The organism is Haloactinopolyspora alba (assembly GCF_003014555.1).
Lineage (GTDB): Bacteria > Actinomycetota > Actinomycetes > Jiangellales > Jiangellaceae > Haloactinopolyspora > Haloactinopolyspora alba.
On record NZ_PYGE01000004.1, the window covers coordinates 315,805 to 339,095 of the forward strand.

Sequence of the window (23,291 nt, forward strand, 5' to 3'; positions counted from 1 at the left end):
CGGTCAGTGTTCGCCGGTGCGAGGCCGGAGGCCGTGCGCCCGTGCCGCCTCGGCGTACATCCGGATGAACTCCGGCCGGATCTCGGGACGCTCGGTGAGCCGGCGGCTCCACGGCACGCGAACCGTGCGCGGTGCCCCGTCCACGGTCGCGGTGAAGTCGACGCCGTCGCCGTCCAGCGACGTGACCTGGGCCGCTGACGCGCCGGGCTGGCCGCCCAGCGCCCGCACGATCAGCAGCGAGTCGTCGGCGTGGTCGTCGTTCATGTGCTCCGCGACGGCTTCGATGACGTCCGGGCCGAACGGGTTCTCGGTCACCCGGTCAGAATATGCTGCGTGACCACACCACACCCGGGACTGCCCCACGACGACACCGCGCGGCTGCGCGAGGCGCTGTCCGACGCCCGATACACCGTCGACAACGTCCGTGACCTGCTGGGCGAGCGGGCGTCCGCCGCTTTGGACCGAAACGAGACCACGCCCGGCCGGCTGCAGGTGCAGAGCGACAGTGCGCTGGAGACGATGACGCGGCTCTGGTCGCTGCAGGCGCCGGTCGGCCGCCGGGCCGCGGAGGCCGCGCTGCCGGTCGATGCGCTGGTCGCCGGTGGCTTCCTGGCTGCCGACGGCGACGACGTGCGCGCGCTCGTCGACGTGCGCCCCTATGCCGACGACGCCGGCGACTGGTGGGTGGCGGCGGACCTGACGCCCGGCATGGACGGCGACCGCGCCCGGATCCCGACCGATCACGTCCTGGGACTCAATGCGGCCTCGAGCACGCTGGCACAGCTGACGGTTCCGCGGCGGGCCGAGCGCGCCCTCGACCTCGGTACCGGATGTGGCGTGCAGGCGCTGCACCTCGCCCGGCACTGCGACACCGTCGTCGGGACCGATGTCAACCCCCGTGCGCTTGCCCTGGCGGCGGTGACGGCGCGGCTGAACGGCATCGACGTGGACCTGCGCCAGGGCAACCTGTTCGAGCCGGTCGAGGACGAGAAGTTCGACCTGATCGCCACCAATCCGCCGTTCGTGGTCTCGCCGGACGGCACGCACGTCTACCGGGACGGCGGGCTCAGTGGGGACGAGGTCTCGCGGCGGGTGGTGGTCGACGGGGCGGCACGGCTGGCGCCCGGCGGCGTCCTGCAGTCGCTGGCGAACTGGATGCACGTCCGTGGCCAGGACTGGACCGAACGGCTCGGCGACTGGGTCGCCGGCACCGGCTGCGACGCGTGGGTGATCCAGCGCGAGGTCCAGGACCCGGCGGAGTACGTGGAGCTGTGGCTGCGCGACGCCGGCGACGTCGACCGGCCCGGCTACCGCGAGCGCTACGAGGCCTGGTTGTCGTGGTTCGACGAGAACGACGTCGAGGGCGTCGGCTTCGGCTGGATCAACCTGCGCGCGGCGGGCTCCGCGGACCCGGCGGTGCGCGTCGAGGAGTGGCCGCACGCCGTGGAGCAGCCGCTCGGCGCCGAGATCGAACGCTGGTTCGCTCGCGCCGACCTCGCGCGGTCCGGCGACGACGCCCTGCTCGCGGCGCACCTCACCGTCGCCGGAGACGTCACCCAGGAACAGATCGGCCGTCCGGGCGACGAGGATCCGGAGCACATCGTGCTGCGGCAGCATCGCGGGCTGATGCGCGCGGTCGAGGCGGGTACCGCGGAGGCTGGGCTGGTCGGGGCGTGCGACGGGACGCTGCCGCTCGGCCGGATCGTGGCGGCGCTCGCGCAGGTGCTCCAGGTGGACGCGGACGCCTTGCGCGCCGACCTGCTGCCGCGGGTGCGATCGCTCATCCAGGAGGGCTTCCTGCTGCTCCCGTCCGCGTGATCATCAGGGATTTCGCTGCCCCTGCCGTAAGAGTTCCCTGCTGGTCACGCCGTAGGCGGTCTCGGCATGTGAACAGATCGTCCCGAGTAGTGGACAAGCCGCGGGCATTGCCCGTAATGTCTGGCGGCAAGGTCATGAGTGCCAGCGTCAAGCCCCGGCTTGCTGGCCGGCAACCCTCCTCCGCGGTGGGGTGCCCCGGGTGAGGACCTGGCCGGGCTCGAAGTGAGCCGGGCAAGCGCGGGCCCGTCGCGCCGGGTCCGATGACCTGGGGAGACGAGCATGACGCTGACCGACCTACCGCAAGCCGGCCACCGCGAAACCGAACTGCCGGCCGCTCCCGCCGCACCGCTGCTGCCGGTCATCGGCGCCGGCACACCGGTTCCGCTGGTGACCGGAGAGCGGCGGCCGTACGCGAACCTCGACTACGCCGCCAGCGCTCCGCCGCTGCGTGCGGTGGCCGACCACGTCGACGAGATCCTGCCGTACTACGCGAGCGTGCACCGCGGCGCCGGTTACGCCTCGCAGGTTTCCACCCGTGTCTACGAGGGCGCCCGGGAGACCGTCCGTCGTTTCGTCGGCGCGCGCGGCGACGACGCCGTCGTGTTCACGCGTCACACGACCGACTCGCTGAACCTGCTGGCCCGCTGTCTGCCGGACGACGGCGAGGTGGTGGTTCTCGACATCGAGCACCACGCCGACCTGCTGCCGTGGCGCTCGCACCGGGTGGTCGAGGCCGCGGCGACGCTGGAGCGCACACTGTCCCGGCTGGAAACCGAACTGGCCCGCCGGCCGGCGGCGCTGCTGGCGGTGACCGGCGCGTCCAACGTCACCGGCGAGCAACTTCCGCTGGGGTTGCTGACCCGCATCGCCCACCGCAACGGGGCGCGGATCGTCGTCGACGGCGCGCAACTGGTCCCGCATCGCAGAATCGACCTGGTGGCGTCGCAGGTCGACTACCTCGCCTTCTCCGGGCACAAGCTCTACGCGCCCTGGGGCGCCGGTGTGCTGGTCGGTCGCAGCGACTGGCTGGACGAAGCGGAACCGTATCTCGCCGGAGGCGGCGCGGTACGCGAGGTGGCCGTCGACCGGGTGGCCTGGGCGGCGGCGCCCGCCCGGCACGAAGCCGGCTCGCCCAACGTGCTCGGCGTGGCCGCGCTGGCGCGTGCCTGCCAGGTCCTCGCGGCGCTGCCGGAGGGTTGTCTGGAGGCGCACGAGGACGCCCTGCGGCGCCGGCTGGTCGGTGGGCTGCTGCGGGTGCCCGGGGTGGAGGTGCACCGGCTGTGGCCGGACAGCGCATCCGCCGTGGGCGTGGTCGCCTTCGACGTGGCCGGCCACGACCCCGGGGCGGTAGCGGCGTACCTGTCGGCCGAGCACGGTGTCGGCGTGCGCGACGGGCGGTTCTGCGCCCATCCGCTGGCCGCTCGGCTCGGCCGGCCCGAGGGCACGGTGCGGGCCAGCGTCGGGGCGGGAACGACCGCCGCCGACGTGGACCGGCTGGTCGCGGCTGTGGAAGGACTGGTGCGCGACGGTGCCGGCTGGACCTACAGCGTCGTGGACGGCCGCTGTGAGCCGGACCCCGATCCGCGTCCGTGGCCGGACTGGGCACCGGCCCCCGAGCCGTCCGCCGGTGCGGCGCCCTGTGCCGGCCAGGCGGTTTGACGCGGACGCCGGCCCGGAATCCGGTGCCCCGGGCCGCCGCCGCGCAGGTGGTCGGCGTTGCGCTGGGCACGGACCAGAGCGCGGTACATCTCCCGCGACGTCGGCGGTGGCGGCAGGGCGGGCGCAGCGTCGCCCTCGGCGGTGAACGCCTGGAGCATGTAGGCGACGAACCGCCGCCAGGTGTCGGGTGCCGCGTCCCTGGTCGCGGCGACCACACCGGCGTTGGCCATGAGCAGCATGCCGATGTCCTCGGGAGCGAAATCGTCCCGCAGCCGGCCCGCGGACTTGGCCCGGGTGATCAGCTCGACCATGCCGTCGTAGGCACGGGCGCGTTCGGCCTCGATGCGGCCCTGGCGCGGGAACGTCATGCTCAGCACGTGCGCGAAGCCTCGATCGTCGGCCTGGGTGGCGCAGATCTGCTCGATGAAGTGGCGGAAGCCCGACCACGGGTCCGGGTCGGCGAGCGCGTCGTCGACCAGTTCGCCGTACGCGGCGACCGTCCGCTCGAACGCACACGCCACCAGCTCGGCGCGGGAGCCGAACCTGCGGTACACCGTGGCCACGCCCACCCCGGCGACACGCGCGACGTCCTCCATCGGAGCGTCGGGCCCCTGCGCGGTGAACACCTGCCACGCTGCGTCGACGATCCGGGCACGGTTGCGCGCGGCGTCGGCACGGAGTGAACGCGGGGAGCCGGAACGGTGCGGCTCGGCCATGCGCCGATCCTACGAGCTCGGCGCCGGCAGGCTTGCCAGAACCGGTGATCCGGGTTGCCATGGATGCATGACCAGGAGCGGGTCGCGACGGACGGTGGCGGCCGCGGCCATGTGCGTGCTGCTGTCCGGTGGATGCAGCAACCCGTCCGAGAGCGCCGGTCCGTCTCCCGGGTCGCCGGGGACGGCCTCGGAATCCGCCGCCACATCGGCGCCGGGAACCGCCGCACCCACGGAACCGCACACGACGTCGACCAGGTCGCCCACGTCGCCTCGGGCGCCCACGTCGGCCACGTCGCCCGCAACGCCGTCGCCGTCGCCCACCCCCGTGGAGTTCGACCCGGCGGCCGCGTTCGACGTCGTGCAGCATCTGGCAGGAGAGATCGGCCCCCGGGAAGCGGCCTCCGCGGCGTTCGACCGGGCGGCGCGGTACGTCCGGCGCGAGCTGGCCGCGCTCGGCTACCGGGTGACCGCGGAGCCCGTGCCCGTGCCGGCGGGCGACTCCTGGGGGGTTGACGTGGGCGCCGGCCGCTCCGCGAACGTGATCGCCGACCCGCCCGGATTCGATCCGTCGAGCAGGCACGTGATCATCGGCGCCCACCTCGACACGGTGGCGCGAGCGCCCGGCGCCGAGGACAACGCGTCCGGTGTCGGCGTGCTGCTGGAGATCGCCCGGCTGGCCGCCGCCAGGCCGCCGGGCGTCCCGGTCCGGTTCATCGCGTTCGGGGCCGAGGAACCGCGCGGCGAAGGTGACGACCTGCACCACTTCGGTTCACAGCAGTACGTCGCGCGGATGCCCGACGCCCAGCGTTCGGCGCTGACCGCGATGGTGTCGCTGGACCGCGTCGGCGTCCCGGCCGACCACGTCCCGGTGTGCGCCGCCGGACGGCACGGCACCGGCCTGCGGGACGCGCTGCTGGCCGCCGCCGAGAACGTCGAGACACCGGCGCAGGGGTGCGAGGACCGGGCGAGCGACCACTGGTCGTTCGAGAAGGCGGCGCTCCCGGCGGCGCGCCTGGGTAGCGTGCCGTTCGCCGGGTACCACTCTCCGGACGACGTGCCGTCCGTCGTCGACCCGCACCAGCTGCACCGGGTCGGCCGCATCACGTGGACGTGGCTGCGCTCGCTGTGAGCACCGGCGCGTCCGGGGGACGGCGCCATCGCGCGGACAGCCGCCGGGGAACCTGGGCCGCGTATTGACTTCGAGTGCACTCGAAGGCCTACGTTCGTCGATGTGACCACGCCCGAACTGGACCTGCCCGACACCACCACCCCGACCGAGACCATCGCGGAGGTCGCGGCGCGGACCGGCGTGAGCGCCCACACGCTGCGGTATTACGAGCGCATCGGGCTGCTGACCGTCCCGCGGGACCACGCCGGCCGCCGGCTGTACACGGCCGACGACGTCGACCGCGTCGTGTTCATCACCCGGCTGCGCCAGACCGACATGCCGATCCGCGACATCCAGCGGTACTTCACGCTGGTCGCCGAGGGGGCGTCGACCGAGCAGGAGCGGCTGGAGCTGCTGCTCCACCACCGGGAGGCCGTCCAGGCCCGGCTCGACGCGCTGCACCGTGCGCTGGACGTCGTCGACTACAAGATCACCAAGTACGGCGGGTCCGCCCGACCGTGACGCCGCGCCGGCGAGCGTCGGCGAAACCTCGACAAGGAGAAACACGAGGATGTCCCTACCCGAACGCGCTCTCGGGCGCTCCGGTCTCACCGTCTCCGCGCTCGGCCTCGGCTGCATGGGCATGAGCGAGTTCTACGGCAGCCGTGACGAGAACGAATCGGTCGCGACGATCCGCCGCGCCCTCGACCTCGGCGTGACGTTCCTGGACACGGCCGACATCTACGGCCCGCACGCGAACGAGGAACTGGTGGGACGGGCCATCGCGGACCGCCGCGACGAGGTGGTGCTGGCCACCAAGTTCGGCATCGTCCGCGACCCGGACGATCCCACGAAACGCGGTTTCGACGGTTCCCCGGAGTACGTCAGGGCCGCCTGCGACGCCTCGTTGCGCCGGCTCGGCGTCGATCACGTCGACCTGTACTACCTGCACCGGGTGGACCCACGCACGCCCATCGAGGACACCGTCGGCGCGATGGCCGAGCTGGTGCGCGCCGGCAAGGTCGGCCATCTCGGGCTGTCCGAGGCGGCGGCGTCCACGATCCGGCGCGCGCACGCTGTGCACCCGATCGCCGCACTGCAGTCGGAGTGGTCGCTGTGGAGCCGCGACATCGAGAGCGAGATCGTCGACACCTGCCGCGAGCTCGGCATCGGGCTGGTGCCGTACAGCCCGCTCGGCCGTGGGTTCCTCACCGGCGCCATCACGTCGCCGGACGACTTAGACGCCGACGACTTCCGCCGGAACAACCCCCGGTTCAAAGGGGAGGCGTTCGCGCGAAACCTCGAGCTGGTGGAGGCGGTCCGCGAGCTGGCCGAGAGCAAGGGCGTCACGGCGGGCCAGCTCGCGCTCGCGTGGGTGCTCGCGCAGGGCGCGGACGTCGTGCCCATTCCCGGAACCAAGCGGCGCCGCTACCTCGAGGAGAACCTGGGCGCGATCGACGTCGCGTTGACGCCGGACGAGGTGGCGCAGCTCGACGACATCGTCCCGGCAGGCGAGCGGTACCCGGACATGAGCTTCGTCGCCGGGGTGTCTCCGCCGCCTTCCCCATGATCATCGGCACTTTCCCGGCACATGGACCGGAAACTGCCGATGATCATGAGCGGCTTCGGCGCCGCGGCGTACGGTTGACGAGCCGATACCTGCGGACGGAAGGACGTCATGCTCAGCGACGCGCAGATCAGCGCGAACCTCGCGTCGGTGCGCGACCGAGTCGCCGCCGCCTGCGAAGTGGTGGGGCGCTCGCCGGACGGGGTGCGTGTGCTGCTGGCGACGAAGACGGTCCCGGCCGAGCGGGTGGCGGCGGCCGTCCGCGCGGGCGCGGACCTGACCGGCGAGAACCGGGTGCAGGAGCTGGCCGAGAAGGACGCGGAACTGTCGGGTCTGCCGGTGGAGCGGCACTTCATCGGGCACCTGCAGACGAACAAGGTCAACCAGGTGCTGCGGTACGTCACGTGCGTGCAGTCGGTCGACGGGGTCGAGCTGGCCGACCGTCTGCAGCGGCGGCTGGAGGCGCTGGACGCGACCGTCGACGTGCTGGTGCAGGTCAACACCTCCGGCGAGGACAGCAAGTTCGGCGTCGAGCTGGCGTCGGCGGCGGAGGTCGTGCGCGCGGTGGCCAAACGCGACCGGCTGCGTGTGCGTGGGCTGATGACCATCGGGCTGCCGGCGGCGGACGTCGAGCTGGCCCGGCCGAGCTACCGCGCCCTGCGCGAGCTGCGCGACCAGGTGCGCGACGACGGGCTCGAGCTGCCGGTGCTGTCCATGGGGATGAGCGGTGATCTCGAGGTCGCCGTCGCCGAAGGCGCCACCATGGTCCGCGTCGGCTCCGCCGTCTTCGGCGCTCGCTCGTAGCGTGCCGTCGACCGCGGGGCCTGGTCCGCGGGTTTTTGGTCCGTGGGGCCTGGGCCGCGGGGTCTGGGCTGCGGTCACCTGATCGCCGCGACGGCAGTGATCAGGTGACGGAGTAGCGGCTCCGACGCGGCACAGTCTCGTTGGCCGTCACCTGATCATCTCCAGGATCTGGACACGGAACGATCAGGTGACGGCCAACGGCAGAAACCGTGCCGGGTGTCACCTGATCGTTTGCTCCGCTTCGGGCGTTGCCGAGCGGTCGCGGCGCTGCGCCCGGTGGGCGGGCAGGTACAGCGGCGCGGCGACGGCCAGCACGGCGGCGCCGACGAGCATCGCCGCCTGCACCGACACAGCGTCGGCCACAGCCATCAGCACGATCCCGCCCAGCGCTCCGGCCGGCTGCGCCACCATCGAGTTCAGCGACACGACCGTCGTCCGGTGCGCACTGGTCACCTGCTGGTGCAGCAGCGTCATGTGCATCGGGTTGGCCGCACCGTGGACGATGTACGTGGCGAAGTAGGCAGCGACGAGTCCCACCGGCCCGGCGAACAGCGCCATCGCGACGACCGTTCCGCCCTGGAGCACCCGCAGCGCCGCGGCTGTCAGCGGCACGCCGAGCCGCCGTGACAACAGCGGCACCAGGGCGGCGCCCACGGCGGAGAATCCCCAGGCTGCCGATGCCGCCGGCCCCATGATCGCGCCGGCCGCGTCCGAACCGCCGGCGACCTCGGCGAGCCGTACCGGCATCACCGTCTCGAACGCCACCATGCCGAAGCCCCAGAACAGCTCCACGCAGATGACGGCGGTGAGCACCCGCGAGTGGCGCAGCAGGCGCAGGCTGCCGGCGATCACGCCGGGAACGCCGCGCACGGAGGTCCGGACCGCACGCCACCCCTGTGCCGGGCGCACCTCGACGAGCAGGACGGCCGTGGCCACGACCGCGACGACCTGCACGATCAGCCCCACCAGGACCGGCACGGCCAGGGCCTCGACGCCGGGCAGCGGGTCCAGCGCCACCAGTCCGCCCGCGGTCAGCGCGCCGACGGCCACGGCGCCGCCCAGGGCGGTGCCTCCGTGGGACAGGCCGCGGGAGATGTCGGCATCCGGGTCGGCCGCGAGCGCGGCGTCGACGTACCACGCCTCGAGCGGGCCGCTGTCGAGCGCGCGGTACACGCCTTGCAGTGCGTAGGCGACGGCGAACGCGGCGACGGATTCCGCGGTGAACAGCAGGGCCAGCACGCCGACGTTGATCACGCCCGCGGCCAGCACCACCGGCCGGCGGCCGATCGAGTCCGAGAGCCCGCCGGTGGGCAGCTCCAGCGCCAGCACCACGAACCCCTGCGCGGCGACGACCATGCCCAGCTCGGACAGCGACAGGCCCCGTTCCAGCGGCAGCAGGGCGAGCACCGGGATCAGCATGCCGGTGGGAAGCCAGCGCAGCGCCAGCAGGACGAGGTAGCGCCGGCGTGCCTGCCGCGGGCCGAGGCGTGTCATTCCGGGAACCCTTCCGACGGGATGGCCAGCCAGTGCAGCGAGACGTGCGCGGCGGCCGGGTCGTCGGCGGGCCGGGCGTTCTCCGCGTAGCGGGCGACCACCTCCCACAGTTCGGCGGACAAAGCCGTCAGGTCGGCAGGGCGCACGAACAGGATCGCGTCGGAGTGCTCGGCGGCGTCCAGCCATTCGGGGTCCCACTCGTGCTGGATGGAACTCCAGTGTTCGAGCCGGTCGAGCATGATCTGCAGCTGGTTCCGGCGGATGAACTCGTCGGCCGCGCGGCCAGCTTCGCTGTCGGCGAAGTCGGCGGAGCGCCAGCTGGTGACGTCGTGTGCGGCCCGCCACCGGCGTTCGCGTTTCGACGGCTGCTCCTCGTCCTCGACGACGAAGCCGAACCGTTCGAGTTGGCGCAGGTGATACGACGTCGAGCCGCTGGACTCGTCGAGGTCGCGGCCCAGCTCGGACGCGGTGGCGGGGCCGTGGGCGCGCAGCCTGCCGAGCAGCTTGATCCGCAGTGGATGTGCCAGCGCGCGCAACGTGTCGACGTCGTCGACGTGCTTGCTGGAGAGAGCCATGTCGGCGAAGCTACAACCGCAAAGAGAATTTTGCAAACAACGCTTTGCAGTTACTCTGCTTCGCGAGTCGGGAACAACGTCGGATACCGTGCGTTGTCGCAGGGGAGAGGCAGCGGGTTGACGAGACGAGGAGCTTTCATGGCCCCATCCACGAACGGGACGTCGCGCCATCTGGTCGTCGTGGAGTCACCGGCGAAGGCAAAGACCATCGCCGGCTACCTGGGCGACGACTACATGGTGGAGTCCTCGTTCGGTCACATCCGGGACCTGCCGTCCAAGAAGACGGACGTTCCGGAAGCCCACCGCGAGCGCTACGGCAACCCCGTCGGCGTGGACGTGGAGGGCGGCTTCGAGCCGCTGTACATCGTTCCCGCAGGCCGGGCCAAGGACCAGGTCAAGAAGCTCAAGTCCATGCTCAAGGACGCCGACGAACTCCTGCTCGCCACCGATGAGGACCGCGAGGGCGAGGCCATCGCCTGGCACCTGCGCGAGGAGCTCAAGCCCAAGGTGCCGGTGCGCCGCATGGTCTTCCACGAGATCACCCGCGACGCGATCCGCGCCGCCGTCGAAGCGCCCCGCGACATCGACGAGGACCTCGTCGACGCTCAGGAGACCCGCCGCATCGTCGACCGGCTCTACGGCTACCAGATCTCGCCGGTGCTGTGGCGCAAGGTCATGCAAGGCCTGTCCGCCGGCCGGGTGCAGAGCGTCGCGACCAGGCTCGTCGTCGACCGCGAGCGCGAGCGGATGGCGTTCACCCCTGCCTCCTACTGGGACCTCACCGCGACGCTCGACACCCGCGGCTCGGACCAGCCCAGCACGTTCGAGGCGAAGCTCGTCACCGTCGACGGCGCGAAGGTCGCCACCGGACGCGACTTCGACGCGCTCGGCCAGGTCAAGTCGCGCGGCGACGTCGTCGTGCTCGACGAGCAGCGTGCGCACGCCCTCGCCGAGGCGCTCGGCGACGTCGACCAGACCGTCCGCTCGGTCGAGGCCAAGCCGTACACCCGCAAGCCGTACGCACCGTTCCGCACCACCACGCTGCAGCAGGAGGCCTCGCGCAAGCTCGGCTACGGCGCCGCGCGGACCATGCAGGTGGCGCAGCGGCTGTACGAGAACGGCTACATCACCTACATGCGGACCGACTCGATCACGCTGTCCGACGCGGCGCTGTCGGCCGCCCGGTCGCAGGTCTCCGAGCTGTACGGCTCGCAGTACCTGCCCGACGCTCCGCGTAAGTACACCAGCAAGGTGAAGAACGCGCAGGAGGCGCACGAGGCGGTCCGCCCGGCCGGCGACACCTTCCAGACACCGGCCGAGACCGGCCTGCGCGACGACGAGTACCGCCTGTACGAGCTGATCTGGATGCGTACGGTCGCCTCCCAGATGCGTGACGCGAAGGGCGAGACGCTCACCGTCCGCGTCGGCGCCACGGCCACCAGCGGCGAGGCCGTCGAGTTCAGCGCGACCGGGCGCACCATCACTTTCCACGGGTTCCTGAAGGCCTACGTCGAGGGCACCGACGACCCCGAGGCGGAGCTGGACGACCGCGAGCGGCGGTTGCCGCAGCTGGCCGAGGGGCAGAGCGTGAGCCCCGCGGGCATCGAGGCCGAGGGCCACACCACCAAGCCGCCCGCCCGCTACACCGAGGCGACACTGGTCAAAGAGCTCGAAGACCGCGAGATCGGCCGCCCGTCCACGTACGCGTCGATCATCCGCACCATCCTGGACCGTGGCTACGTGTTCAAGCGCGGCAACGCGCTGGTGCCGGCCTGGCTGGCGTTCGCCGTCGTGCAACTGCTCGAGAAGCACTTCACCCGGCTGATCGACTACGAGTTCACCGCGAAGATGGAGGACGCCCTCGACGGCATCGCCGCCGGGAACGCCGACCGGGCGCAGGAACTGGCGCAGTTCTGGCACGGCGACGACAGCATCGAGGGGCTGAAGAAGCTCGCCGACAACCTCGGCGAGATCGACGCCCGCGAGATCTCCTCGTTCCCGCTGGGTGAGGGGTTCACCGTCCGGGTCGGCCGTTACGGACCGTACGTCGAGGATCCCGAGGGCAACCGGGGCAGCGTCCCCGAGGACCTGCCGCCGGACGAGCTCGACGTCGAGACCGCGCGCGAGCTGGTGAGCCGCGGCAACGGTGACCGCGAGCTGGGCGTGAACCCCGAGACCGACCGCACGGTGGTCGCCAAGTCCGGGCGGTACGGGCCGTACGTCACCGAGCTGCTGCCGGACGACGCCCCGAAGGGCACCAAGGCGCCCACCGCGTCGTTGTTCAAGAGCATGTCGGTCGAGACGGTCACGCTCGAGGACGCGCTGCGGCTGCTCACATTGCCGCGCACCATCGGGCAGGACGCCGAGGGCACCGACATCGTCGCCGCCAACGGCCGGTACGGGCCCTACGTCAAGAAGGGCTCGGACTCCCGGTCGCTGCCGGACGAGGAGTCGCTGTTCACCATCACCGTCGACGAGGCCGAGAAGCTGTTCGCACAGCCCAAGGGCCGTCGTGGCGCCCGCGCCGCGACCCCGCCGCTGCGTGAGCTCGGCGAGGACCCCGCCAACGGAAAGCCGCTGGTGGTCAAGGACGGCCGGTTCGGGCCGTACATCACCGACGGCGAGACGAACGTGACGGTGCCGCGCGGCACCCCGATCGAGCAGCTGACGCACGAGCGTGCGGTCGAGCTGATGGCGGAGAAGCGGGCCAAGGGCCCGGCGCCGAAGAAGCGCGCGAGCCGCTCGCGCACCAGCAGCAAGTCCTAGCGACGCGGCACGGCGCGTAGGCTCGGCCCCCATGGAGACGCACGCGTCCGAGGTCAACGAGCTCACCTCGTCCTGGCTGGCGCACACCCGCGGCGCCGGCGTGCTGTCGGGCGCGGGCCTGTGGCCGTTGCTGGCCGTGCTGGCGGCGTCCGCGGACGAGCCGGGGCGTGCGGAGCTGGGCACGGCGGCGCGGCTGGCGCCGGACGCCGGCATGGACGCCGCCCGGGAGGTGCTCAAGGTCCTGGACGATCTGGACGGCGTGGACGCGGCGCTTGGCCTGTGGGCGCAGGAGGCGGCCCGGGTCAGTCCGCGGTGGCGCGACCGGCTGCCGTCCGGAACGTACGGAGAGCTGGTCGGGGACGCCGAGGTCGACCAGCCGGCCCTCGACCGGTGGGCGAACGAGCGCACCCGAGGCCTCATCGAGCGGTTCCCGGTGCAGACCGGTCCGGAGCTCATGCTGACCCTGGCCACCGCGCTGACGCTGCGGACGACGTGGACCCGCGCGTTCACCGACGAGCGGCTGACGCCGTCCGCCGGGGCGTGGAGCGGCCGGCGGCTCGCGGGCCTGAGCCGGAACACCGGCGAGCTCGACGACGTGCGTGTGGCCACCACCGCGGCCGGGCCGGTGACGGTGACCCGGGTCGCGGGCGAGAACGACATCGACGTGCACCTGGTGCTGGGCGGGGCGGGCGCCGGGCCCGGCGACGTCCTTCCGGCGGCGCTGCCGGTGGCGACGGGCGCTCACCCGTCCACCCACGGCAGCGAGGTTCTGGGGTCCGGCTCCGGCGACCCGGTGTCGGCCGACACGGGTGACACCGGGTGGCCCGGGCTGGCGGTCGTGGCGGCCGAACGGCCCGGGCTCGCGCTGCGGACGACCCGGTTCACCGTCCGCTCCGAGCACGACCTGCTTCAGCTGCCGCGGACGTTCGGGCTCGAGACGGTGAGCCGCCCGGACCGCGGGCACTTTCCCGAGATCGGCCCGGTGCCACTCCGGGTCGATCAGGCGAAGCAGGCCGCGGTCGCGATCTTCAGCGCCACCGGGTTCGAGGCTGCTGCGGTGACGGCCATGGGGCTGCGTGCCGTGTCGGCGCCGTCGAAACGCGCTCGTGGGCTCGCCGCCACCTACGACCGTCCGTTCGGGTTCCTCGCCGTGCACCGGACGAGTGGGCTGGTGCTGTTCGCCGGCTGGGTGGACGACCCCGCGCCGTGGACGCCGCCGGAGCCGCGCAACGCGCGTCAGGGACGCTGAGCCGCCAGTTGGTGCAGTCGTGACGGGCCGGACTCGCGCGGCGGGTCCTCGTCCCTGGCGCGCTGCCCGGGCTCGCGGGAGCTGCGGGCGGACGACTCGGCGTCGCGTGCCGCGCGGCCGGACATGCGGCGCCGGGTGCGAGAGATGGTGTGCAGGGTGCCGGCCCACACGCCGACGACGACGCCGATGGCGACGCCGATGGCGACCTGCAGCAGCAGCGGCGCGTCCGTGACGTTGCCGGTGACGAACCCGAGGCCGGCCGTGAAGCTCGCCCAGGACGCCGCACCCACCGCGGCGAGCACGGCGAATCGCCGCGGCCGGATGCCGGCCAGCCCTGCTGCGGCGCTGACCGTCGTGCGGCCCAGCGGGACGAACCGCGCGGCGATGATCGCGGCGGCGCTCGTGGAGCCCATCCGGGCGTGGGCGCGGTCGACGCTCGCCTGGATCCGCCGGCCCAGCCGGGATCGGTCCAGCACCCTCGGCAGTCGGTGCCGGCTGATGGCGTACACCGTGAGGTCGCCCGTCACGGCGCCCGCGGCCGCTGCCGCGACGGTCCAGCCCAGGTCGAGGTGCCCGGCCGCGGACAGTGCGCCGGCGGAGACCACGAAGACCTCGCCCGGCAACGCCGGGAAGAGTGCGTCGAGCGCCACCAGTGCCGCCATGACGAGATAGGCGGCGACCGGAACAGCGACGAACGACATGAGATCCATGCTGTCAACCGTTGCTGCCGGCGATCGTCGAATCAACGGCTGACCTGCGAATTCAGGGTTAACTCAGGGTCGAGTTCAGGGATCTACGGTGGCTGCCCCCACCCCCGCGGTTGCAGTTCTCTCGGGGGCGGGCCCTCCGGGGGTGGTTCTCCGGTGCCGGCTTTCCGGGCCGGGAGCGGCCGGGCGGCGGGCGTGGTGTCAGTGGCGTTCACTACGCTGGCCGCGTGACGGTAGCAGGTGGGGTGTTCATCGCCTTCGAGGGCGGCGACGGCGTCGGCAAGTCCACGCAGCTCGCGCTGCTGGCCGAGCAGTTGCGCGCTCGCGGCGACGACGTCGTGGTCACCCGTGAGCCCGGCGACTCGCGCATCGGGCCGCAGGTGCGCGCCCTCGTGCTCGACGGCGACGATCTCGACCCGCGTGCCGAGGCGCTGCTGTTCGCGGCGGACCGTGCCGACCACGTGGCCTCGGTCGTCCGGCCTGCCCTGCGCCGCGGTGCGGTGGTCCTGGTCGACCGCTACGTCGACTCGTCGGTCGCCTACCAGGGCGTCGGGCGCGGGCTCGGGGTCGACGAGGTCGCGACCATCTCGGAGTTCGCGACCGCCGGGCTGCAGCCGGATCTCACCGTTCTGCTCGACATCGACGAACCCACCCGGCGTGCCCGCGTCGAACGGCAGGGCCATGCCGATCGCATCGAACGCGAGCCCGGCGAGCTGCACGAGCAGGTGCGCCGGGCGTTTCTCGCCCGGGCCGCGGCGGCGCCGGAGCGCTACCTGGTGGTCGACGCCGGTCGAGCCGAGGACGTCGTCGCCGCCGAGATCGCCGCCGCCGTCGACAAGGTGCGCTCATGAGTGTCTGGGACGCCGTGGTCGGGCAGACCGTCGTGCCCGGGCTGCAGCGCACGGTCGAGGACGCGTCGGCTGCTCGGGCCGGTGACGGCCGCGGCGACATGACGCACGCGTGGCTGTTCACCGGGCCTCCCGGGTCCGGCCGGTCTGTGGTGGCCCGCGCGTTCGCCGCGGCGCTGCAGTGCCCCGACGGCGGGTGCGGCAGCTGCTCCGAGTGCACCGAGGTTCGCGCCGGCACGCATCCGGACGTCGCGCACCTGGTCACCGAAGGGCTGAACATCCGGATCGGGCAGGTCCGCGATCTCGTGCCGCGTGCGGCGCTGCGACCGTCACGTGGTCGCTGGCAGATCGTGGTGGTCGAGGACGCCGACCGCCTCGGCGAGGACGCCGCGGACGCGCTGCTGCTGTCGGTCGAGGAGCCGCCCGAGCGCACCGTCTGGATGCTCTGCGCGCCGACGGCGGAGGACATCGTGCCAACCATCCGCTCCCGCTGCCGGGTGGTGCAGCTGCGCACGCCGCCGTACACCGACGTCGCCCGGCACCTGGCCGCCACCGAGAACGTCGAGGAACGCACCGCCGAGTTCGCCGCCCGGGCGTCACAGGGCCATGTCGGGCGGGCACGCGCGCTGGCCACCGACGAGGACGCCCGCAACCGCCGCGCCGAGGTGCTGCGGCTGCCGTTCGACCTCACCGACCTGCGGCAGTGCCTCGACGCCGCGGCCAATCTCGTCGAGGCGGCCAAGGCCGACGCCGAGCGGCACTGCGACGCGCTGGACGAACGCGAGGTCGAAGACCTGCGCACCGCGCTCGGCGCCGGCACCACCGGGCGTCGGCCGCGCAACATGGAGAGCGCGGTGAAGGAGCTCGAGAAAGAGCAGAAGCTGCGCCGCACCCGGGTGCAGCGCGACTCCATCGACCGCGCTCTGGTGGACGTGCTGGCGCTGTACCGCGACGTGCTGATGATCCAGCTCGGGGTGCGGACCGAACTGGTCAACGAGGAGATGCGACCGTCGCTCGACCGGCTCGCCGGTTCCGGCCGTGCGGAGTCGACGCTGCGGCGCATGGAGGCGGTCGTCGCCGCGCGCGAAGCGTTGCAGGCCAACGCGGCACCACTGCTGGCGCTCGAGTCGATGGCGCTGACGCTGCGCGAGGGCTGACCTCGGCTCATGGCGAGACTCGTCGAGGTGACCGGCAGCGTCCTGGTTGGAACGAGCGACTTCTGCAGCACGACCACGACCGTCGTTCTCGGCGCCGACGACACCTGCCTGGTGGTCGACCCCGCCGTCACCCCGGACGACCTCGACGCCCTCGTCGCCGAGCTCGCCGAACGTGGGCTGCGCGTCGTGGCCGGGTTCTCGACCCACCCGCACTGGGACCACGTCCTGTGGTCGCGAGCCCTGGGCACCGGGCCGCGCTTCGCGACAGCCGCGGCCGTGCGAGCGATGGCCGCCGAGCGCCGGCGCGCGCTCGGCCTCGCCGAACGGTCCGCACCCGGGCACGATCCCGACCTGTTCGGCCGGCTCACGCCGTTGCCGGACGGCGCCGCCACGGTCCCGTGGGACGGGCCGGTGGCCGAGGTCATCGAGCATCGGGCCCATGCGCCCGGGCACGCCGCGTTGTACCTGCGTTCCGAGGGGATCCTGCTCGCCGGGGACATGTGCTCCGACGTCGAGATCCCGCTGCTCGATCTCGACGTCGCGGACCCGGTCGGTGACTATCGGCACGCGCTCGGTCTGTTCGCCGCGCTCAACGGTGTGGAGTACGTCGTCCCCGGGCACGGCTCCGTCGGCGACGGTGCCGAGTTCCGGCGGCGGGTGGCCGCCGACCGGCACTACCTGGACGAGCTGGAGGCCGGTCGCGGCTCGGACGACGCACGCCTCACCGACGACTGGCTCGTCCGCGATCACCGTGCCCACCTGCGGCACGTCTCGGGCAGCCCTGAGCCGCCGGAGCCGGCGAGTTGACACCGCGCCCGGACTCGGGCTCATCCGACGTCCGCCTCGAGTGCACCAAGTCTGGCCCCCGCTCGTCAGCGCTCACGTGTATGCGAAGGCGCGCTTGCCCGGGCACTATCCCCGTACCGGGTCACGCCACATCGCCCACATCGTCGGTCCGTCCGGCGCGAGGTGGACCTCGCCACTGACCTCGAAGCCCAGTTGCCGGTAGAAGGCGAGGTTGTCCTGGTTCGTCGTCTCGAGGTGGACTCCCAGGCCCGCCTGCTCGGCCCGGCGCAGGCCCGGTTCGACGACCCGGCGCCCCAGGCCGCGCCGCTGTTGCTCCGGGGCTACGGCCGCGAAGTGCAGGTAGGCGTGTGGTGTCGTCGGTGTGAGCCGGCGGATTCCGGCCAGCCCTTGCCCGACCTCCGTCGCCCGGCTCTGCCCTACCAGCGCGACCAGCAGTCCCGAGATCGTCGGCAGCGCCGACGCGCCGGAGGTCGCAGAGCCGGACGCCGACGTGCCGGACGCCGGTTCACGGTGCGCGGGCCAGACGGCCGCTGCTGCCGGGCCGTCGGTGCCGAGCGTGTCGCCGTTGCCGCCGTCGGCGTCGAGCGTGTCGACGTTGCCGCCGCCGGCGTCGGTCTCCACGAACAGCCCGAGCCAGGCGGCGACCGCGTCGAGGCGCGTTGCCGGGTCCGGGAAGATCCACGTCATCAACGGATCCGCCTCGTAGGCGCGGGCGAGCAGCGTCCTGACCTCTCGATGAGACGGCGCGGATGGCTCCATGCCGGAACCCTATCGACACGTCGTCGGCGCTATCGTGGCCGCCGTGGCAGACGCGGACGGACCGTGGCGGCTGGTGGACTCCCTGCACGGCTGGGCCGAGCGGACGCCGTGGTGCGACTGGCTCGAGCTGGCCGGCTCGCTGGCGCGCGACGCCGGTGACGCCTGGTCCGACGTCGACGCGGGTGTCGGTGTCGTGCTCGACGGCGTCGCGTACACGGCGCGCCGCGACGACGTCCTGGCCGCGGTACGCGGGTTCGCCGCCGTGGCCGACGAACTGATCCAGCCGCTCGGCACCGACGAGCGGCCTGCGGACCACCTGGTGCTGCAGTACGAGGACGGACGCCAGCTCAGTGTCGTGGTGATGGCGGCCGAGGACCGGTCCGGACTGCCGCCGGGCGCACGTGCGCTGTTCGACCGGTCCGGGCGGCTGAGCCGCGAGTCCGCGCCGCCCGTCGTGCGGGCCACGGACGAGCAGCGGCGAGAGTGGGCGTTCCTGGCCTGGTGGTCGCTCGCCGACGTCGCCAAGCACGCGGGCCGCGGCCGGCTCTGGCGCGCGCTCGAGTCGCTGCACGAGGCACGGACGCATGCCTGGCGGTTGTACGTCGCCGCGGCCGGCGTCGACTATCCCCTGTTCGGCGTGGTCAGCGCGGAGAACGCCGGCCTGCCGGGACCGGCCGGTATGGCGTCGACCGTGCCGGCCTCGGTCGCGGCGCCGTCGATCCGCGCGGCGGGCTCCGCGCTGGCCGGTGTGCTCGAGCCGCTGACGTCCGGGTTCGGCGTGGACGGCGTCCGGGCGCACGCGCGTAGCCGGCTGTGACGGCCGGCCGGCGGCCCGTCCGCGGCCGATCCGCACGGGCGCCCACACGGAGGGAAGGCCGGTGACCTACCGTTGACTGAACCGGGTTGCGGAGACCTGTGATCGTCCAGTGCAACGTTAGGGTGGTTTACGTGGGCATGGTGATGGCAGTGGCCTTCACCCGGTACGGGAAGCTCTACTACCTCGACCCGGGTGAGCACAGCCCACGTGTCGGGGACAAGGTGCTCGTGCCCACCGACGACGGCCCCGAGGTCGCCGAGTGTGTGTGGGCGCCACAGTGGGTCAGCGAGGACGTCGGCGGGCTGCCGGTCTGCGAGGGTCCGGCCACCGAGCAGCACCTCGAACGTGACGAGCGCAACCGGCAGCGCAAGGCCGAGGTCAAGGTCGTGGCTCGCCGGCTGATCCGCGAGCACGAGCTGCCGATGAAGATCGTCGGTGTCGACTACGTCGACACCCGGGACGACGTCGACCAGCTCGTCACCATCTACTTCAGCGCGCCGCACCGGGTCGACTTCCGTGACCTGGTACGTGACCTCGCGCGTACCCTCCGCGCCCGCATCGACCTGCGTCAGCTCGGTGCCCGTGACGAGGCGCGCGTCCAGGGCGGCATCGGCCCGTGCGGACGCGACACGTGTTGTTCGACGTTCCTCACCGACTTCGAGCCGGTGAGCGTGCGGATGGCGAAGGATCAGGACCTCCCGCTCAATCCGCTCAAGATCTCGGGGGCGTGCGGGCGGCTGATGTGCTGCCTGAAGTACGAGCACCCGCTGTACCAGGACTTCAAGCGCAGCGTGCCGACCGCCGGCTGCGACGTCGAGACCGACGACGGCGTGTCCGGCACCGTCATCGGGTACAACGTGCCGGCCGAGACCGTCTATGTCCGTGATCGTGAGACCGGTCGTGGTGTCGCCTGCCCCAAGGCGAGTGTGTGCGGGTCTCGCCAGGCCTACGAGGGCGCCGTGGCGCAGGGGATGCGCCGCACCCCCGACGTCGACGACGCCGACGAGGAGACACCGTGAACTGTCGTGCCCTGGTCGGTGTCGTCCTGACGGCGCTGGTGGCGGCCGGTTGTCAAGCCGATCCCGACGAGAACGACGGACAGCAGGTCGACCCGCCGGACGACTCCACCCCGGCGCCCGATGCCACCGAGGGCGTCGACGCGGGCCTCGCGCAGTACTACACGCAGACCCTGAACTGGGAGGACTGCGACGAAGAGTTCCAGTGCACTACTGCCACCGTGCCGGTGGACTACGACGAGCCCGACGGCGACACCATCGAGCTGTCCGTCCTGCGAGCGCCGGCGACCAGCGAAGATCGCATGGGGTCGCTGCTGGTCAACCCGGGTGGGCCGGGAGCGTCCGGCGTCGAGTACGCGCGAGTCGCCGGGGCCGTGGCCACCGAGCAGGTGCGCGAGCACTACGACATCGTCGGGTTCGACCCGCGCGGTGTCGGCGAGTCGCAGCCGATCGACTGTCTCGACGATGCCGAGCTGGACGAGTTCGTCGCGTCGGACATGTCGCCCGACGACGAGTCCGAGATCAGCGAGATGCGGGAGTCCGTGCAGGACTTCGCCGAGGGGTGCAAGGCCCGTTCGGGTGACCTGCTGCCGCATGTCGGCACCGACGACGTCGCACGCGACCTGGACATCCTGCGGGCGGCGCTGGGCGACGAGCGGCTGAACTACCTGGGCAAGTCGTACGGCACGTACATCGGCGCCATCTACGCGGACCTGTTCCCCGACCGGGTGGGTCGCATGGTGCTGGACGGCGCCATGGACCCGACACTGTCCAGCAAGGAGATGGCGCTGGGGCAGGTGCGCGGGTTCGAGCGGGCGCTGTCGGCGTTCCTCGACTGGTGCGTCGAGCAGGACAACTGTGCCGCGGGCTCGACCGAGAGCGGGGCCCGCCAGACGATCCGGGGATTCTTCCAGCAGGTCGACGAGGAGCCCCTACCGACGTCGGACGAGAACCGGCCGCTGACCGAATCGCTGGCGTTCTACGGCGTGATCCTGCCGCTCTACCTCACCGCGGCCGAGGGGTATCCGGCGCTGAACGAGGCGCTCGCGGCCGCGCTCAACGAGGGTGACGGCCAGCCGCTGCTGACGTTCGCCGACATCTACCTCGAACGCAACTCCTCCGGGGAGTACAAGAGCAACCAGAACGAAGCCATCGTGGCGGTGAACTGCGTCGACCATCCCAGCGGCGGAACCATCGAGGACGCGCAAGCCAGCGTGTCCGAGTTCAGGAAGGTGTCGCCGATCTTCGGCCCGTCCATGGCGTGGAACGGGGTCGGATGCGGCACGCTGCTCAGCAACGGTGACAACGGAGAGGACTCCGACAACGGGGAGGGCTCCGACGGCGGCGAGCCGACCGCCGCGGCGGACATCGCGCCCACCACCGCGGACGGCGCGGCGCCGATCCTGGTGGTCGGCACCACCGGTGACCCCGCCACCCCGTACGAGTGGGCGCAGTCCCTGGCCGACCAACTGTCCTCCGGCGTGCTGCTCACCTACGAGGCGTCGGTGCACACGGCCTACCTCTCCGGCAGCGATTGCATCGACAAAGCCGTCGACGCGTATCTGCTGAACGGAACCGCCCCTGAGCAGGGCAAGCGGTGTGCGTCATGACCAAGTCGGGTTCGTGCGGATAATGGGGAGATGCGGACGAGACGAACGGCCGTCGTCCTGACAGCTGTGGCGCTGCTGACGGCGGCGTGCAGTGGGTCGGACGACCAGGGTTCCGGCGGCGGTGGCGGCACCGGTGAGCCGGCCGAGGAGGCCGGGCCGAAGTCGCTGCGGACGTCGCTGCGGCTGGAAGGGGTCGGCGGCGACGTCAACTACGACAAGCCGATCGAGCTGACCGTGCCGCGCGGCGAGATCGATTCCGTCGAGGTGAAGCCCGACGGCGGCGAGCCGGTGGCCGGTCAGGTGAGCGGCAACGGCAGCACGTGGCGCAGCGAGGGAGTGCTCGAGCCCGGGGGCAGCTACGACGTCAACGTGGTCGCGGCCGACCACCTCGGCCGGCAGCACACGCTCACCGACAGCTTCACCGTCGCCTCGGTCCCGGACAGCGAGCGGCTGACGCTGACCATGCAGCCGGGCGACGGGTCGGTCGTCGGTGTCGGCGCCCCCATCACCGTCCGCTTCGACCAGGAGGTCAGCAACCAGAAGGCCGTCCAGCAGAACATGCACGTGTCGTCGTCGCCCCAGGTCCAGGGGAGCTGGCACTGGATCAGCTCCACCGAGGTGCACTTCCGTCCGCGCCAGTACTGGCCGGCCGGAACGCATGTCGGGCTCAACCTCGACCTCAACGGGGTGCGCGCGGGCGAGAACCTGTGGGGCGGCCGAGCGTACGACCTCGACTTCCAGATCGGTCCGAAGCAGGTCGCCCAGGTCGACGCCGAGAGCCACACCATGACCGTCAGAGCCGACGGCAAGTCGACACGTACCTGGGACACCAGTCTCGGCGCGCCCGAGTTCGCCACCCGCAACGGAACGTACATCGTCCTCGAGAAGTTCGAGACGAAACGGATGACGTCGTGCGGGGCGAACATCACCTGCGACAAGTCCAACCCGGAGTACTATGATCTCAAGGTCGACAACTCCGTGCGGCTGAGCTGGAGCGGGACCTTCGTGCACTCGGCGTCCTGGTCCGAGGGATCGCAGGGCTCGGAGAACGTGTCGCACGGGTGCATCAACCTGAGCCATGCCAACGGCGCGACCTTCTTCGATCTGGTGCGCTACGGCGACCTCGTGACCGTGAAGAACTCCACTCGCGGTCCCGGCGACCTGGTCAGCCGCGGCGACCCGGGCATGGCCGACTGGAACCTCTCCTGGCCCGAGTACGTCGAGGGCTCCGCGACCGGCGACCCCCTGACCACCGCTCCACTCTGACCCGGTGCTCGGGAATGATCACGTTCCGCATGGAATTCCATGCGTCACCACCCCTGCATGCCTCGTGACGCGTGTACTCGCCTCGTGATGGCCCAGGCCGTGTAGCGACATCACCGTTGCGCGTTTCAAGAGCCTCGCTCCTCAGCCAACGAGTCGTGGGCGTGCGCTGACGGACTCGTCAGCACCCGATTCGCGGTTCCGCGCTCCGGCGTCCTATACTCGTGCGGCGTGCCGTTCGGACGGCACTGGCCGCCTTAGCTCAGTCGGCAGAGCGTCTCACTCGTAATGAGAAGGTCGTCGGTTCGATTCCGACAGGCGGCTCCACTGTGACCAGCGTAAACGCTGTTCGTTCAGACGAGTGACGTTGCGGTGAACCACTCCGTGACACGGTCTGTGACACATCGGCGCTGTACCATCCGCGCACATGGCAGGTTCCGCAGCGCCGAAGAAGCGTCAGGGCGGCAGCATCGACGAACTGCCACGACCCCGCGGCTATTTGAAACGCTTGACACACGGCGGCGGCCGCCCACGCCCGGGCCAGCAGCGTC

At 72.0% G+C, this 23,291-nt stretch carries 22 protein-coding genes, 1 tRNA gene and 1 riboswitch; of the genes, 16 read left to right on the top strand and 7 right to left on the bottom strand.

The annotated features are described in order from the left end of the window. Positions 1-3: 3 nt before the first annotated feature. Complete coding sequence (locus CLV30_RS08085) at positions 4-315, bottom strand: DUF2470 domain-containing protein (RefSeq protein WP_205740499.1); 312 nt, start codon at positions 313-315, stop codon at positions 4-6. 18 nt (positions 316-333) lie between these two features. Between CLV30_RS08085 and CLV30_RS08090 the strand changes: the two genes are divergently transcribed. Continuing rightward, positions 334-1,818 (top strand): DUF7059 domain-containing protein, encoded by a 1,485-nt coding sequence (locus tag CLV30_RS08090; RefSeq protein ID WP_211300021.1) that lies wholly within the window; start codon positions 334-336, stop codon positions 1,816-1,818. 130 nt (positions 1,819-1,948) lie between these two features. Continuing rightward, a riboswitch (SAM riboswitch) is annotated at positions 1,949-2,062 on the top strand. A gap of 35 nt (positions 2,063-2,097) precedes the next feature. Continuing rightward, positions 2,098-3,477, top strand: coding sequence for an aminotransferase class V-fold PLP-dependent enzyme (locus CLV30_RS08095; RefSeq protein ID WP_106536668.1), 1,380 nt, complete (start codon positions 2,098-2,100; stop codon positions 3,475-3,477). On the opposite strand, the gene CLV30_RS08100 is transcribed toward CLV30_RS08095, so the two are convergent. Then, complete coding sequence (locus CLV30_RS08100) at positions 3,360-4,193, bottom strand: TetR/AcrR family transcriptional regulator (RefSeq protein WP_106536669.1); 834 nt, start codon at positions 4,191-4,193, stop codon at positions 3,360-3,362. The genes CLV30_RS08095 and CLV30_RS08100 overlap by 118 nt on opposite strands. A 9-nt stretch (positions 4,194-4,202) precedes the next feature. Continuing rightward, positions 4,203-4,475, bottom strand: coding sequence for a hypothetical protein (locus tag CLV30_RS26930; protein WP_205740498.1), 273 nt, complete (start codon positions 4,473-4,475; stop codon positions 4,203-4,205). A gap of 43 nt (positions 4,476-4,518) precedes the next feature. On the opposite strand from CLV30_RS26930, the gene CLV30_RS08105 reads away from it, so the two are divergent. The 4 genes from CLV30_RS08105 (at position 4,519) to CLV30_RS08120 (ending at position 7,672) form a co-directional block, all read left to right on the top strand. Next, a complete protein-coding gene (locus CLV30_RS08105) occupies positions 4,519-5,322 on the top strand; it encodes a M28 family metallopeptidase (protein WP_205740497.1) in 804 nt (267 codons plus the stop codon). Between the two features lie 102 nt (positions 5,323-5,424). Next, positions 5,425-5,823, top strand: a complete 399-nt coding sequence (locus CLV30_RS08110) for a MerR family transcriptional regulator (protein WP_205740496.1) — start codon at positions 5,425-5,427, stop codon at positions 5,821-5,823. A gap of 49 nt (positions 5,824-5,872) precedes the next feature. Further along, positions 5,873-6,871 carry an aldo/keto reductase gene (locus CLV30_RS08115; protein WP_106536671.1) on the top strand — a complete coding sequence of 333 codons (999 nt, stop codon included), beginning with the start codon at positions 5,873-5,875 and terminating at the stop codon, positions 6,869-6,871. A 108-nt stretch (positions 6,872-6,979) separates the two neighbouring features. After that, entirely contained in the window at positions 6,980-7,672 is a 693-nt protein-coding gene (locus tag CLV30_RS08120; protein ID WP_106536672.1) for a YggS family pyridoxal phosphate-dependent enzyme, read from the top strand. A gap of 219 nt (positions 7,673-7,891) precedes the next feature. Here the strand turns inward: CLV30_RS08120 and CLV30_RS08125 are convergent, their stop codons facing one another. Together CLV30_RS08125 and CLV30_RS08130 are read right to left on the bottom strand one after the other, a co-directional pair. Continuing rightward, positions 7,892-9,166, bottom strand: a complete 1,275-nt coding sequence (locus tag CLV30_RS08125) for an MFS transporter (protein ID WP_106536673.1) — start codon at positions 9,164-9,166, stop codon at positions 7,892-7,894. Beyond that, positions 9,163-9,741 carry an ArsR/SmtB family transcription factor gene (locus tag CLV30_RS08130; protein ID WP_106536674.1) on the bottom strand — a complete coding sequence of 193 codons (579 nt, stop codon included), beginning with the start codon at positions 9,739-9,741 and terminating at the stop codon, positions 9,163-9,165. Before CLV30_RS08130 ends, CLV30_RS08125 begins: the two co-directional genes overlap by 4 nt. A gap of 138 nt (positions 9,742-9,879) precedes the next feature. On the opposite strand from CLV30_RS08130, the gene topA reads away from it, so the two are divergent. Both topA and CLV30_RS08140 read left to right on the top strand, forming a co-directional pair. Continuing rightward, a complete protein-coding gene (topA, locus tag CLV30_RS08135) occupies positions 9,880-12,507 on the top strand; it encodes a type I DNA topoisomerase (RefSeq protein WP_106536675.1) in 2,628 nt (875 codons plus the stop codon). 31 nt (positions 12,508-12,538) lie between these two features. After that, positions 12,539-13,756 carry a serpin family protein gene (locus tag CLV30_RS08140; RefSeq protein WP_106536676.1) on the top strand — a complete coding sequence of 406 codons (1,218 nt, stop codon included), beginning with the start codon at positions 12,539-12,541 and terminating at the stop codon, positions 13,754-13,756. Here CLV30_RS08140 and CLV30_RS08145 read toward each other — a convergent pair. Further along, positions 13,744-14,457 carry a DedA family protein gene (locus tag CLV30_RS08145; RefSeq protein ID WP_165358456.1) on the bottom strand — a complete coding sequence of 238 codons (714 nt, stop codon included), beginning with the start codon at positions 14,455-14,457 and terminating at the stop codon, positions 13,744-13,746. The genes CLV30_RS08140 and CLV30_RS08145 overlap by 13 nt on opposite strands. Before the next feature lie 233 nt (positions 14,458-14,690). Between CLV30_RS08145 and tmk the strand changes: the two genes are divergently transcribed. Genes tmk through CLV30_RS08160 form a run of 3 tightly spaced genes read left to right on the top strand, consistent with a single transcriptional unit; the run spans position 14,691 to position 17,275 of the window. Next, positions 14,691-15,314, top strand: coding sequence for a dTMP kinase (gene tmk, locus CLV30_RS08150; protein ID WP_106536678.1), 624 nt, complete (start codon positions 14,691-14,693; stop codon positions 15,312-15,314). Further along, positions 15,311-16,468, top strand: coding sequence for a DNA polymerase III subunit delta' (locus CLV30_RS08155; RefSeq protein WP_106536679.1), 1,158 nt, complete (start codon positions 15,311-15,313; stop codon positions 16,466-16,468). The genes tmk and CLV30_RS08155 overlap by 4 nt, the downstream gene beginning before the upstream one ends. Before the next feature lie 9 nt (positions 16,469-16,477). Further along, the gene (locus CLV30_RS08160; RefSeq protein ID WP_106536680.1) at positions 16,478-17,275 is read left to right on the top strand and encodes an MBL fold metallo-hydrolase; all 798 of its coding nucleotides are present in this window, start codon (positions 16,478-16,480) and stop codon (positions 17,273-17,275) included. 105 nt (positions 17,276-17,380) lie between these two features. On the opposite strand, the gene CLV30_RS08165 is transcribed toward CLV30_RS08160, so the two are convergent. Beyond that, the gene (locus tag CLV30_RS08165; protein WP_106536681.1) at positions 17,381-18,034 is read right to left on the bottom strand and encodes a GNAT family N-acetyltransferase; all 654 of its coding nucleotides are present in this window, start codon (positions 18,032-18,034) and stop codon (positions 17,381-17,383) included. 43 nt (positions 18,035-18,077) lie between these two features. Between CLV30_RS08165 and CLV30_RS08170 the strand changes: the two genes are divergently transcribed. The 5 genes from CLV30_RS08170 to CLV30_RS08190 all read left to right on the top strand — a co-directional run bounded on the left by CLV30_RS08170 (position 18,078) and on the right by CLV30_RS08190 (position 23,067). After that, positions 18,078-18,851: a hypothetical protein gene (locus tag CLV30_RS08170; RefSeq protein WP_129710857.1), complete on the top strand. Its 774-nt coding sequence runs from the start codon at positions 18,078-18,080 to the stop codon at positions 18,849-18,851. 137 nt (positions 18,852-18,988) lie between these two features. Then, positions 18,989-19,870 carry a PSP1 domain-containing protein gene (locus CLV30_RS08175; RefSeq protein WP_106536683.1) on the top strand — a complete coding sequence of 294 codons (882 nt, stop codon included), beginning with the start codon at positions 18,989-18,991 and terminating at the stop codon, positions 19,868-19,870. Continuing rightward, positions 19,867-21,477: an alpha/beta hydrolase gene (locus CLV30_RS08180; protein ID WP_106536684.1), complete on the top strand. Its 1,611-nt coding sequence runs from the start codon at positions 19,867-19,869 to the stop codon at positions 21,475-21,477. Before CLV30_RS08175 ends, CLV30_RS08180 begins: the two co-directional genes overlap by 4 nt. A gap of 30 nt (positions 21,478-21,507) precedes the next feature. After that, positions 21,508-22,743: a L,D-transpeptidase gene (locus tag CLV30_RS08185; RefSeq protein ID WP_106536685.1), complete on the top strand. Its 1,236-nt coding sequence runs from the start codon at positions 21,508-21,510 to the stop codon at positions 22,741-22,743. Positions 22,744-22,991: 248 nt separating this feature from the next. Further along, a tRNA-Thr gene (locus CLV30_RS08190) sits at positions 22,992-23,067 on the top strand. Positions 23,068-23,291: the final 224 nt, after the last annotated feature.